This is a genomic window from Stenotrophomonas sp. MYb57 (assembly GCF_002966815.1).
Classification (GTDB): Bacteria; Pseudomonadota; Gammaproteobacteria; order Xanthomonadales; family Xanthomonadaceae; genus Stenotrophomonas; species Stenotrophomonas indicatrix.
Genome location: NZ_CP023271.1, coordinates 4080476 through 4093297 on the forward strand (window position 1 = coordinate 4080476; position 12822 = coordinate 4093297).

Here is a 12822-nt window from a genome sequence, read left to right on the forward strand (position 1 = left end):
CTACCCCAACATCAGAACGCCGGCAGCACCGCGCCCTTGTACTTGGTCTCGATGAAGGCCTTCACCTGCGGGCCGGTCAGCGCCTTGGCCAGCTTCTGCACGCGGGCGTCGTCCTTGTTGTCCGGGCGGGCGACCAGGAAGTTCACGTACGGCGAGTCCTTGCTCTCGATCGCCAGCGCGTCCTTGGTCGGGTTGAGGCCGGCATCCAGCGCATAGTTGGTGTTGATCAGGGCCAGATCGACCTGGTCGAGCACGCGCGGCAGCATGGCCGAATCCAGCTCGCGGAACTTCAGGTTCTTCGGGTTGGAGACGATGTCGCGCTGGGTGGCCAGTGCGTTGGTCGGATCCTTCAGCTCGATCACGCCGGCCTTGTGCAGCAGGATCAGCGCGCGGCTGTTGTTGCTGGGGTCGTTGGGGATCACCACATCGGCCCCTTCACGCAGTTCGGCCAGCGACTTGATCTTGCGCGAGTAGGCACCGAACGGCTCGATGTGCACGCCCACCACCTTGGTCAGGTCGGTCTTGCGATCACGGTTGTAGGCGTCCAGGTACGGTTCGGTCTGGAAGTAGTTGGCATCCACCTGCTTCTGCACCAGCTGGTCGTTGGGCTGCACGTAGTCGTTGAACACGCGCACGTCCAGCTCCACGCCTTCCTGCTTGAGGATCGGCTTGACCACTTCCAGGATCTCGGCGTGCGGCACGGCGGTGGCGGCCACCACCAGCTTCTGCGAAGGCTCACCGGACTTGCCGCAGGCGGTCAGGGCCAGCGCAGCGGCGAACAGGGGCAGCAACAGGGTCTTCTTCATGGGCGCAATCGATCTCGGGGGAGGTGTCAGGATTTTTCGTAGTTGGTCAGGGCCAGTTCCAGCAGTGCCTTGGCCTGCTCGCGCAGCATCATCGGCTCGACGATCTCGGCATCGGACCCGTAATGCAACACGTCCATCAACAGTTCGCGCGACACGCTGTAGGGCACTTTCAATTCGTAGCGGCCATCGGCGAGGAAGCGTCCCTGCTGCTTGGAGTGCCAGTGCTCGTCGGCCACCCAGCGCGCGGCCTTGGCACTGAACAGGATGGTTGCCCAGCCCTTGGGCGCACCGGAGAAGATGCCGTAGCTGGCGCCGAGCTGCTCGTCCAGTTCGCTGTCGGCGACATCGCGGGCGGTGCTGTCGATCACCCGTGCCTTGTAGATGCGGTCCACCGCAAAGCTGCGCAGGGCCTCGCGATCATGGTCCCAGCCGTCCAGGTACCAGTTGTCGCGGTAATGGGTCAGCCGTTGCGGCGATACGGTGCGCTTGGTCGCTTCGTCGGTCGAGCGGGCGCGGTACTCAAAGCCCAGCTGCTTGCGCTCCAGCACCGCCGAGGCCACCGAACGGAAGCTGGCTTCATCGAACTTGCGGCCACGGTGCGGAATCACCCGCACCCGATCCACCGGCCAGCTGGAAACACCGGCCTGGGCGGCCAGCAGGCTCTCGATGCGCTGCTGCAGCGGCGCCAGCACCGAAGACAGCACGCCGCCGCCGGTACGGGCCAGCAGGTGCTGCGAGGCCAGCAGGGCGTGCAGCTCCTCCGAGCTCAGCCACAGGCCGGGCAGCTCGAAGCGGTCGCTCTCGTCGGCCAGGTAGCGGAAGCCGGCCTCGCCATCGCCCTCGATCGGCGCCATCAGCGCATCGCGCAGGAACGCCAGGTCGCGGTAGACGGTGGCCCGGGAGCAACCGAGCTTGTCCTGCAGGGTCGCCACCGTCACCGGATAGCGTGCGGACTTGAGCAGACGATGCAGGGCGGTGATGCGTTCGTATCGGTCCATGCCCCCGATTATGTCCGAGTCTCGGGCGTTGTGGCGGACGATTGGGCTATCGTGGGCGCCCCCTGCCCCGTGGAGCGCCCGATGCGCCGGTTGTCTGTCCTGCCCCTGCTGGCCTGCCTGCTGCTGGCCGCCTGCGACCGCGCACCGGCGCCCACCGACGCTGCGACGCCCGTCCCCGCTGCCGATCCGGCGCAGGCGGTGCTGTCTGCCAGCCAGCGCTTTGCCGCCCTGCGCAGCTTCCATGCCGAGCTGGAGGTGCTGGGCGCGCAGCAGCCGGTGCGTACCGCGATGGACTTCGTCGCCCCGGACCGGTTCCGGGTACAGACCCCTGCCGGACCACAGGTGATCATCGGCGACACCATGTTCCTGCAGGCCGACGATGCGATCCGCCAGGTGCCGACCCCGCCGGGGCTGCTGGAGCAATGGCGCAGCCCGCTGCCTGCCGATATCCCCGCACAGGCCCTGCAGGCCGAAGACCTGGGCGAGCAGACGCTGGACGGCGTCAGCACCCGCCACTACCGCCTGCGTGGCGCCACGGCCGGTGAGCGCCTGGAGTACTGGGTGGATGCGCAGGGCCTGCCGCGGCAGATCGTGCGCAGCGGCCACAACAACGGCAAGCCCTTCCAGCTGCGGCTGCGGTACTCGCGCTTCAACGATCCTGCCCTGCAGATCGACCTGCCCTGAATGGGCCTGGCCGACAACGCCTGCTGAAGCAGGCGGGACGGGCGATTCGGACGGTCATCACGCTTCCAGTATCATCACCGGCTGCCAACCGCTTCGGAGAAGCCTCGATGTCCCTGCGCGTGTCCCTGCTGGTCCCCTTGCTGCTCTGCGCCCCGCTGGCGTATGCGCAGGATGCCTCCGAACTGGCGGCGATGTCCTCGCCGTGGAGCGGCAGTGGTGGCGAACTCGGCTTCGCGTCGGCACGTGGCAACAGCAGCACCGAGAGCTTCAACGGCCGCCTGCGCCTGCGCTACACCGATGGCGACTGGGTGCACAGCATGGACCTGTTCGGCCTGCGCTCCAGCTCCAAGGTGACCGAAACCAGCGACGACGGCACCACCACGCGCCGCAACAACACCACCGCCAACCGCTACACCGGCAGTGCAGGCAGCGCGCTGCAGCTGGGCGAACATCGCCAGCTGACGGCCACGGTACGTACCGAGCGTGATGATTTCGCCACCTACGACCGGCAGAGCTCGTTCGGTCTGGGTTACGGCACCCGGCTGTGGAACACCGAGCGTTTCTCGTTCGATGCGCAGATCGGCCCCGGTGTGCGCCGCACCCACAGCACCGAGGACGACCGCACCCGCACCGGCCTGATCGGTCGCGGCCTGTTCGACCTGAAGTACTCGCTGACCGACAACACCGACCTGATCAACACGCTGCTGGTCGAATCGGGTTCGTACAACACCTTCGGCCAGAACGATTTCGGTGTCTCGGTGAGCATGAACGAGCACCTGGCGCTGAAGGCCGGCTGGCAGGCGCGTTACAACAGCGACGTCGCCGAGGACAAGCGCAAGACCGATACGCTGACCACGATGAACGTGGTCTACAAGTTCAAATAAGCGAAACGGGCGCCTGGCGCCCGTTCTGCTTCTGGTAGTACCGGCCGCCGGCCGGCAACTGCATTCCATCGGGATCATGAGGTTGCCGGCCAGCGGCCGGCACTACCTGCGGTGGCTCAGACGTTCAACAGCTCGCCAGCACCCGCATCCAGCAGCATCTTCGCCACGCGCTGGCCCAGCACTTCCGGGTCGCTGGCCGGGCCCACGGCGTCGGCGCGCACCGCGCGGCCGTCACTGGCGCTGCCGACCAGCCCCTGCAGGTGCAGGTCCTGGCCCTGCCACTGCGCGATCGCCGCCACCGGCACATGGCAGCTGCCATGCAGCGCGCGGTTCATGGCCCGCTCCGCTTCCACACAGGCGCGCGTGGCGGCGTCATCCAGGCCTGCAAACAGCGCCATCAGCGCGGCATTGCCGCCATCGCACTCCACCGCCACCGCGCCCTGCGCCGGCGCCGGCAACCACTGCGGCGGCTGCAGGCGGGCGACGATGCGATTGCCCAGGCCCAGCCGTTCCAGCCCGGCCACGGCCAGCACGATGGCGTCGTAGCCGCCGTTGTCGAGCTTGGCCAGACGGGTGTTGACGTTGCCGCGCAGGTCCAGCAGTTCCAGGTCCGGGCGCAGCGCACGCAGCTGGGCCTGGCGGCGCAGTGACGAGGTACCGACGCGCGCACCGATCGGCAGTGCATCCAGCGAGGCATACAGGTTGGAGACGAAACCATCGGCCGGATCGTGGCGGGTCAGCATTGCCGGCAGCGCGAACGGCGCATCCAGTTCCATCGGCACATCCTTCAACGAGTGCACCGCGCAGTCGGCCTCGCCACGCAGCATGGCCAGCTCCAGTTCCTTGAGGAACAGGCCCTTGCCACCGATGGCCGCCAGCGAGCGGTCAAGCACTTCATCGCCGCGGGTGCTCATCGGCACCAGTTCCACGTGCAGATCGGGATGTGCCTGGCGCAGGCGGTCGGCGACGTGTTCGCTCTGCCAGAGGGCGAGCGGGCTCTTGCGGGTAGCGATGCGGACGGTTTCCATCCCTTCATTATCGCGCCTATCGGCGGGATACGGCCAACGGCGGAGCCCCTCGTGGCTGGTGTGGTCGTGCAAGCAACAGCTGTGCTTGGCCGGGCGGGGTGGGCTGCGCGGGGGACGCCGTAAACCCATCCCTGGGGGCTTGGCCGCGGCATCCATGCCGCGGACACCCCCACGCAGCCCACCCCGTCCGGCCTCTGACAGTTTCCGTGTGCGTCAGCCACGGAAGATCAAAAGAAAAAAGAAAGAGCAGAAGCAGAAGCAACAGCCGGCGGCTTCCGGGGTCAGATCCCTTTTCCGCAGGAAAAGGGATCTGACCCCTCTTTCCCGCCCGATAACAACAAAGCCTTTGCCGTCCGTCACCTGGAAATTCGCGAGGGCGAGGCGGGATGGGCGGGCGGGACCGTTGGCGCCATGGATGGCGCCATCGAGCCCCCATGGATGGGTTTACGGCGTGTCCCGCCCGCCCATCCCGCCTCACCCAACACGCAACAACACAGAGCCGACCAACCCGCTGTTGCTGTTGCTGTTGCTGTTGATGTCGAAGCAGTCGCGGCCGCAGGCCGCGCGGAAAACCTACAGATGCCGCAATTCCTGCTTCAGCGTCGCCACGCAGCGCCGGCTCACTTCGAGCGGCTGCTTGCCATGCCGCAGCACCGCCTGCACCTGGCCTCCGCTGCCACGCCGCAGCTCCACCAGTTCGTGGCGCGCCACCAGGCAGTTGCGATGGATGCGCACGAAGCGGCTGGCGAACTCCTCCTCCAGCGACTTCAACGATTCCTCGATCAGGTCCTCGCCACGCGCGTGATGAACCACCACGTACTTTTCTTCGGCCTGCAGATAGTGGATATCGTCCAGCGGAATCAATCGCAGGCTGCCGCGCAGGCGGGCACACAGCATGCTGCGAGCCTGGCCGCCGGTGTGCTGGGGTTGCCCGTCACGGCCGGCCAGGAAGGTGCGGGCACGCGCGATCGCCGCTGCCAGCCGCTCGGCGCGCACCGGCTTCATCAGGTAATCGATGGCCGCTGCCTCGAACGCCGACAGCGCGTGCGCATCGTAGGCGGTGCAGAACACCACCGCCGGCCTGGGCTCGAAACTGGCCAGGTGGCGGGCCGCTTCCAGGCCGTCCAGGCCGGGCATGGCGATATCCAGCAGCACCAGGTCCGGCTGCAGTTCGGCGCACGCGTGCAGGGCCTGCTCGCCGTTGCCGGCCTCGGCCACTACGTCCACCCCTTCCTGCGCGGCCAACAGGCTGCGCAGGCGCTCGCGCGCCAGCGGTTCGTCATCGGCGATGACTACCCTCACGATCGTCCCCTCACTGGATCGGCACTGTCACCTGGCAGGCATAGTAGCCCTCGCTCCAGCCAGCCGTCATCCGCGCGGCGCGGCCGAAGCGCCAGCTCAGGCGATGGCCGATGCTGTGCTGGGCGTGGCCCGCTCCCTGGGCCAGGGCCAGCCCGGGCACCTGCGGATCCGGTGCAGGATTGCGTACGCGGATCTGCAGCTCGCTGCCCACACAGGCCAGATGCAGCTCGATGGTGCCGCCTTCGGGCAGGCGCGAGATGCCGTGCAGCACCGCGTTTTCCACCAGCGGCTGCAGCACCAGCCGCGGCATCGGCAGGTCCCAGGGCAGGGGTTCATCGCGCTGCCAATGCACCCGCAGGCGGTCGCCCAGGCGCAGTGATTCAATCGACAGATAGCGTTCGGCCAGTTCGCACTCATCGCGCAGGGTCGAATCGCCCTCGCCGGCACCCAGCGCGGCACGGAACAGATCGGACAGGTCGAGCACGGCACGCTCGGCCACCGCCGGGTCGCGATGCAGCAGGCTGGCGATCAGGTTCATGCTGTTGAACAGGAAGTGCGGGCGGATGCGCGCCTGCAGGGCGTCGGCCTGCGCGCGGGCATTGGCCTGTACCTGCGCCGCCCAGCGGTCGCTGACATAGAAGTAGCGCAGCGCCAACGCGGTGATCAGCGCCGTGGTGGCCGCGCTGCCCAGGGTGAAGCGCCAGAAGCCGATGCCGCGCGCGAAGTTGTCGCCCAGCACGCCATACAGGGCATGGATGATGCCCGCGCACAGGATGGCGATCAGCGCGGCCAGGCCAACGGCGGCGACGGCGCCCAGCAGTTCCGGCAGCTTCGACAGCGCCTGCCGCAGCAGGCACAGGCTGGCGGTGACCGCCAGCGCCAGCCACAGCGCGAAACCGCTGGCCGAGGCCAGTTCCCCCATCGTCCAGTGGCGGCTGCCATCGGGCGCCAGCGCCAGCACCACCACCACCAGTTCGGCCAGGCCGAGCATCGCTGCCAACCGCGGCAAACGGCACAGTTCCGGCATCCACGGGGTGGCAGCGCTCGCGGCCATGGGTCAGGCGACGCCCAGGCGTGCCTGCAGCCAGTCGCCCAGCGCGTCGATTTCCTCGGCGCAGACCTGGTGGGCCATCGGGTAGCTATGCCACTGCACGTCCAGCCCAAGCGTGCGCAACGTCTCGGCGCTGTGCGCGGCCACCGCCTGCGGGATCACCGGATCGCTGCTGCCGTGGGCCATGAACACCGGCACATCCACCGCACCATCAACGCGCGACGCGGTTTCGGCCTCCGGCAGGTAGGTCGACAGTGCGATCAGGCCGGCCAAGGGGGCAGTGCGTGCCAGCGCGGCGCTGAGGATCACCGCCCCGCCCTGCGAGAAGCCGGCCAGGAAGATGTGATCAGCAGCGACACCGCGTTCGATCTCACGGGCGATCAGCGCATCCAGCTGCACCACCGACTCCTGCACGCCGGTCATGTCGGCGCGCGAACGGAAGTCCATGCCGACGATGTCGTACCAGCCACGCATCGGCACGCCGTTGTTGATCGTGATCGGCCGCACCGGTGCGTGCGGGAACACGAAGCGCAGCGCCGGCCAGTGCGGGCGCACCAGTTCGGGCACGATCGGCGCGAAATCATGGCCGTCGGCACCGAGGCCATGCAGCCAGATCACCGACCACTGCGGCGAGGCGCCGGTTTCCTGTTCCACCGTTTGCAGCATGTTGCGGCTCCTGTACGTTCGAGCCGCATTATGCCGCTGGCACGGTGCGATCAGTACAGCGGCGGTTGCTCGGCCGCTTCCCGGCGCAGCTGTGCGGCGCGCACCAGCACCGGCGGCGGGATGTTTTCTTCGGGAATGTCGAGCAGGCCCAGGCGATGCAGGAAGGCGCCCGGCCCGCGCAGCGAGGTCAGTGCCACCACCGGCACCGCCAGCACCATGCCGATCACCACCGGCGCCATCCAGGCCGCCAGCGACGGCGACACCGCCCACGCCAGCACGCCCATGAAGGCGCCAAACACGCCCAGGCCGCCGTAGCCGCGCACCAGCGAAATCCACGAGATGCCACCGTCATCGCGCTGCTGTGCATCCCAGCCCGAGTCACGCCCGGACAGCACTTCGGCCACCCCGCGCGACTGCACGTACATCACCACCGGCGCCATCAGCGCGGCCAGCACGGTTTCCACCAGCATCGACAGGAACGCCCGGATCGCACCACCACAGCCACGGCGTTCGACCGGGTCGAGCAGCATCGCAAAGTAACCCAGCACCTTGGGCATCAGCAGCACCGCCATGGTGGCGGCGAACAGGCGCACTACCTGTTCTTCATCCTGCGCCCGCCAGTACACGCTGGGCGACAGGTGCAGCAGGGCGTTGAAATCGATGCCTTCCTGGAACAGCGGGATGGCGATGCCGATCAGCATCAGCATCGCCCACATCGGTGCGGTGAAGTAATGGCCGATGCCGATCAGCATGTGCACGCGGCTGATCCAGTGCAGGCCACGGCTGCCCACCACCTTGCCGTGCTGCAGGTTGCCCTGGCACCAGCGGCGGTCGCGCACCAGCAGGTCGGTCAGCGTTGGCGGGCCTTCCTCGTAGCTGCCGCCCAGGTAGGGCACCATGTGCGCGGCCCAGCCACCACGGCGCATCAGCGCCGCTTCCACGAAATCATGGCTGAGCACGTGGCCGCCGAACGGCTTGCGCCCCGGCAGCTCCGGCAGGCCAGCGTGGTCGGCGAAGGCACGGGTGCGGATGATCGCGTTGTGCCCCCAGTAATTGCTTTCGGCACCGTGCCACCAGGCCACGCCACGGGCGATCACCGGCCCGTACACGCGCCCGCCGAACTGCTGCATGCGCGAGAACAGGGTGCGGCCGCCGATCACCGACGGCAGGGTCTGGATCAGGCCGACGTCGGCGTTGTGCTCCATGCCGGCGACCAGGCGCACGATGCTGTCACCGGTCATCAGGCTGTCGGCATCCAGGATCAGCATCTGCGGGTAGGCACCGCCGAAACGGCGTACCCAGTCGGCGATGTTGCCGGCCTTGCGCGCGCTGTTGTCGCCACGGCGGCGATAGAACAGTCGCGCACGCCCATCGGGCACCAGCTCGCGCAGCTCGGCGAACACCTGCTCTTCGGCCCGCGCGATGTCCTCGCGACGGGTATCGCTGAGCACGAAGAAATCAAACCGCTGCAGCTGGCCGGTGGCCGCCACCGATTCGTAGATCGCGCGCAGGCCGGCCAGCAGCCGGCGCGGGTCTTCGTTGTAGGTGGGCATCAGCAGCGCGGTGCGGCTGTGCACGGTCGGCAGCGGCTTGTCCGGATCGATGCCCAGGCGGTAGCCCCGGTCGAACACGGCCGTCAGGAAGCCGGCCACCGCACTGGCAAAGGACAGCGCGATCCAGGCGAACAGGCCGACGAACAGCACCAGCAGGCAGGCCTCCAGCACGCTGATGCCGTTGCCGGACAGCACCCGCCACATCATCCGGGTGGCCACGGCGGTCATCGCCACGGTGCCGCCGAGGATGTACAGGCGACGCAGGCCGATCATGCGTGGCGAGGTGCGATGGCGCCGGACCTTCAGCGAGCCTTGCCGCAGCGTCTGTTCGGGCATCACCAGCGGTGCTTCGGCCGGCAGCAGGGCCCAGCCCGCGTCGGGACCGGCCGTGACCGGTTCCGTGTCGATGGTTTCACTCCCCATGGCCGCCTACTCCCTGCAGGCCGCAGGACCAGCCGTCCCGGCCGGGCTGCATGCACCAAGGTTCCTGGCCCGCATTCCCGGCGTCCGCACTTGTCCTGTCTGCCACGGCGTCATGCCGCGCAGTCGCTGTCTGTCACTACCAGAACCCACACGATCTCCAACGGGGCGGAATCGAAAAATGCGGCCCAGTCTATGGCCCCGAATGTAAGCCGGGTGCGAAGGTCTACGCCGGAAAATCTCCCCATTCAGCAATCAGCAGGCGAACCACGCCGTGCGCCCCGCGGGTGTCGATCCATCCCGGAAAGTACTGGATCGTAACAAACGAGAACGGTTATCATTACGTTAACCAGGCAGGTCGCCGTGCTCCGCGCACCGGACCCACCCAGCTGCGCCGGACCCTCCGCGCGCCCGACGACCCAGGGAAGGGGTTGGCTGCCTGCTGTCTGCGTGCGCCTGCTGCTTCCACCGGGTCTCTCCTCTCCCTTGGAAGCCGTCATGTCCCCTCTCCGTTCCGCGCGCCTGTCGCGCACCCGCCTGGCCAGCGCCCTGGCCGCCGCCTGCCTGCTGGCCCTGCCTGCCCTCGCCGCCGCTGAAGCCAGCGCCGATGCCTCGACCAAGGACCTGGATACCGTGGTGGTTACCGCCTCGGGCAACCAGCAGTGGATCAAGGATGCCCCGGCCAGCATCAGCGTGATCAGCCGCGAAGACATCGAACGCCAGCCGGTGCACGACCTGGCTACCCTGCTCAGCCGTATTCCGGGCGTGACCGGTGGGCTCAGCGCCGCCGGTGAGCAGTCCAAGATCAAGCTGCGCGGCATGCCGTCCAACTACACGCTGGTGCTGGTGGACGGCAAGCGCATGGGCAGCTCGGCCTCGACCAACTATCGCCCCGACCTGGGCCGCCAGGACCTGAACTGGATTTCCCCCGACCAGATCGAGCGCATCGAAGTGGTGCGCGGTCCGATGTCCTCGCTGTATGGCTCGGATGCGATGGGCGGGGTGATCAACATCATCACCAAGCGCATCGGTGACAGCTGGAACGGCAGCGCGACCCACAGCTACACCCGGCCGCAGGATGGCGACCGTGGCGACACCCAGCAGATCGGCGCGACCTTCTCCGGCCCGCTGGGCGAGCGCTTCGGCCTGCGCATCGGTGCCAACAGCATGCGCCGCGACTCGGACCGCTCCAACGGCGGCGTGTATGGCAACGCCTACGCCGGCGAGAAGGACCGCAATGTCGACGCGCTGCTGCAGTGGAAGCTGAGCGAGGCACAGGAAGTGTCACTGGAAGCTGGCCACGGTGTGCAGCAGGCCTTCATCGCCCAGGCGCTGGAAAAGCAGGACGAAGGCGCCTGGGGTGCCAGTGAGCTCAAGCGCAGTTCGCTGGCGCTGAACCACGACGGCAAGTGGGATTTCGGTACTTCCAAGCTCAGCGCGTACTGGACCGAGTACAAGAACGACATCGGCGCCACCGGTCGCTCCGAGGCAACCGATACGATCATCGAAGGCAGCCTGAGCACGCCCTTCACCCTGGGCGTGGACCACCAGTTCGCGGTGGGCGGCCAGTGGAAGCGCCAGGAGTTGACCAACACCGACACCATCGGCCAGGCGCCGGTGGACTATGCCGGCAACCCGGTGGTCGGCTCCACCCTGGAAGTGGACACCTGGGCGCTGTTCGTCGAAGACGAGCTGAAGCTGCACCGTACCCTGGCACTGACCCTGGGCGCGCGCCTGGACCACCATGAACAGTTCGGCAGCCATGTCAGTCCGCGTGCCTACCTGGTCTGGCACCCGAGCGAGCAGTGGACGATCCGTGGCGGCGTGTCCAAGGGCTTCCGCGCCCCGAGCCTGACCGAGAATTCGCCCAGCGCGGCGACCCAGTCCGGTGGCCGCGGCTGCACCTCGCTGTACCCGCTGGGCTATACCCGCGGCGGCTGCTACATGGCCGGCAACCCGGACCTGGACCCGGAAACCAGCACCAACCGCGAGATCGGCATCAGCTTCGACAACGACCTGGTCGACGCCGGCCTGACCTACTTCCATACCGACTTCAGGAACAAGATCGAGTATGAAGCGCTGGGCTTCTTCAACGGCTACTGGTGGACGCGCATGAGCAACGTGCAGCGCGCGCGCACCAGCGGCATGGAAGGCAACCTCAACTTCCGCTTCGGCGATCACTGGCGCTGGCGCACGTCGGCGACCTGGATGAAGGAAGCCAAGAACCTGACCACTGGCCGCAACCTGATCGACACCCCGGAGTTCTCAGGCTATTCGTCGCTGGACTGGACCCCGAACACCACGTTCTCCAGCAGCCTGTCGGCGCAGTACACCGGCAAGCAGACCGGCGTGGTCAATACCTTCCTGAAGGCCTATACGCTGTATGACCTGACCGCTGCATGGAACGTCAATGAGGTGCTGACCCTGCGTGGCGGCGTCAGCAACCTGGCCGACAAGAAGCTGTACGCCGACGGCTCTACCGACTACTTCGTCGCCGGCCGCAGCTACTTCCTCAGCATGACCGCGCGCTTCTGATGCGCACTGCGATCGCGCTGGCAGCAGGCCAGCGCGATCGCCGCTGGTTTCCCAGGCTCAGTCGTTTTCCAGCACGGCCGGCGCAGCGTCGCGGCTGGCCGCGATGCGTGCACGGTCCATCGCCACCGCCAGTTGCTGGCGGGCGAGCAGTTGTTGTGCCTGCACCACTTCGGGTGTCGGCAGGAGCACCGGTCCGGGTGCGTTTTCCGGTGTAGCTGGTGTGGTCATGCAACCTCCATGGACATACCGCTGCTACCCGCAAACAGCCGGGGTAGCAGCGGAACTGCGCACCCTATCCTAAAAACAAGGCGGATGGGTGACGGTGCGGCACCCGGACGCAAGCCCTTTGCCGTAGGAACGTCACATTTTTGACGCTCCAAGCTGGTTTGCTGAATGTGACTCACTTATCATGAAAACGTTTTCCTAACAGGGAAGTCCCTATACATGAACACCGTTGACCTGACCCGCTTCAGCCCGAAGTGGCAGTTCCGCTTCAACTTCTTCCAGCAGCACGGCGCTCCCAAGGAGCCCGGCTTCAAGCAGGCCTGGAAGGCGCTGTCCTTCGGCGACCGCCTGAAGATCAACCTGAACTTCTTCGCCTTCTTCTTCGGCGCGATCTATCTGTTCATCCTGGGCATGTGGCGCAAGGCGCTGGTGGTGATCGGCATCAACATCGTGCTGATCGCGGTCAGCCTGGTGCTGCCGGACATCGTGGCCCGCGCACTGTTCATTGCAATGAACTTCCTGGTCGCCTCGAGCACCAACTACAGCTACTACCTGGAACAGGTGAAGGGCAACACCAGCTGGAACCCCTTCGAAGGCATGTTCTAAGCCCAGCGCACCACGTATGCAGTGGCACATCGACGCCCGGCCTTGGCCGGGCGTCGTCGTTCAT

The 12822-nt window shown here is 67.1% G+C and carries 12 protein-coding genes; 4 read left to right on the forward strand and 8 right to left on the reverse strand.

Annotated features, from left to right (window positions below):
* Positions 1 to 11: 11 nt before the first annotated feature.
* Together CLM74_RS18600 and CLM74_RS18605 are read right to left on the reverse strand one after the other, a co-directional pair.
* Complete coding sequence (locus tag CLM74_RS18600) at positions 12 to 806, reverse strand: MetQ/NlpA family ABC transporter substrate-binding protein (RefSeq protein WP_032976575.1); 795 nt, start codon at positions 804 to 806, stop codon at positions 12 to 14.
* Positions 807 to 832: 26 nt separating this feature from the next.
* Positions 833 to 1804 carry a YafY family protein gene (locus tag CLM74_RS18605; protein ID WP_025877388.1) on the reverse strand — a complete coding sequence of 324 codons (972 nt, stop codon included), beginning with the start codon at positions 1802 to 1804 and terminating at the stop codon, positions 833 to 835.
* A gap of 81 nt (positions 1805 to 1885) precedes the next feature.
* Here CLM74_RS18605 and CLM74_RS18610 point away from each other — a divergent pair, with 81 nt between their 5' ends.
* Both CLM74_RS18610 and CLM74_RS18615 read left to right on the forward strand, forming a co-directional pair.
* Positions 1886 to 2488, forward strand: coding sequence for a hypothetical protein (locus CLM74_RS18610; protein ID WP_105164688.1), 603 nt, complete (start codon positions 1886 to 1888; stop codon positions 2486 to 2488).
* 107 nt (positions 2489 to 2595) lie between these two features.
* Positions 2596 to 3372: a DUF481 domain-containing protein gene (locus tag CLM74_RS18615; protein WP_025877391.1), complete on the forward strand. Its 777-nt coding sequence runs from the start codon at positions 2596 to 2598 to the stop codon at positions 3370 to 3372.
* A gap of 116 nt (positions 3373 to 3488) precedes the next feature.
* Here the strand turns inward: CLM74_RS18615 and hemC are convergent, their stop codons facing one another.
* The 5 genes from hemC to mdoH form a co-directional block, all read right to left on the reverse strand.
* Positions 3489 to 4400 carry a hydroxymethylbilane synthase gene (gene hemC / locus CLM74_RS18620; RefSeq protein WP_025877394.1) on the reverse strand — a complete coding sequence of 304 codons (912 nt, stop codon included), beginning with the start codon at positions 4398 to 4400 and terminating at the stop codon, positions 3489 to 3491.
* Between the two features lie 573 nt (positions 4401 to 4973).
* Positions 4974 to 5702 (reverse strand): LytTR family DNA-binding domain-containing protein, encoded by a 729-nt coding sequence (locus CLM74_RS18625; protein ID WP_025879008.1) that lies wholly within the window; start codon positions 5700 to 5702, stop codon positions 4974 to 4976.
* A 10-nt stretch (positions 5703 to 5712) separates the two neighbouring features.
* Positions 5713 to 6756 (reverse strand): sensor histidine kinase, encoded by a 1044-nt coding sequence (locus tag CLM74_RS18630; RefSeq protein ID WP_032976712.1) that lies wholly within the window; start codon positions 6754 to 6756, stop codon positions 5713 to 5715.
* A 3-nt stretch (positions 6757 to 6759) separates the two neighbouring features.
* On the reverse strand, positions 6760 to 7419 hold the full coding sequence (locus tag CLM74_RS18635) for an alpha/beta hydrolase (protein ID WP_033832281.1): 660 nt from the start codon (positions 7417 to 7419) through the stop codon (positions 6760 to 6762).
* A 50-nt stretch (positions 7420 to 7469) separates the two neighbouring features.
* Positions 7470 to 9395, reverse strand: a complete 1926-nt coding sequence (mdoH, locus tag CLM74_RS18640) for a glucans biosynthesis glucosyltransferase MdoH (protein WP_051501661.1) — start codon at positions 9393 to 9395, stop codon at positions 7470 to 7472.
* Between the two features lie 495 nt (positions 9396 to 9890).
* On the opposite strand from mdoH, the gene CLM74_RS18645 reads away from it, so the two are divergent.
* Complete coding sequence (locus CLM74_RS18645; protein WP_099785496.1) at positions 9891 to 11927, forward strand: TonB-dependent receptor; 2037 nt, start codon at positions 9891 to 9893, stop codon at positions 11925 to 11927.
* A gap of 57 nt (positions 11928 to 11984) precedes the next feature.
* On the opposite strand, the gene CLM74_RS21690 is transcribed toward CLM74_RS18645, so the two are convergent.
* Complete coding sequence (locus CLM74_RS21690) at positions 11985 to 12155, reverse strand: hypothetical protein (protein WP_162887695.1); 171 nt, start codon at positions 12153 to 12155, stop codon at positions 11985 to 11987.
* Positions 12156 to 12371: 216 nt separating this feature from the next.
* Between CLM74_RS21690 and CLM74_RS18650 the strand changes: the two genes are divergently transcribed.
* A complete protein-coding gene (locus CLM74_RS18650; protein ID WP_025879013.1) occupies positions 12372 to 12758 on the forward strand; it encodes a DUF2628 domain-containing protein in 387 nt (128 codons plus the stop codon).
* Positions 12759 to 12822: the final 64 nt, after the last annotated feature.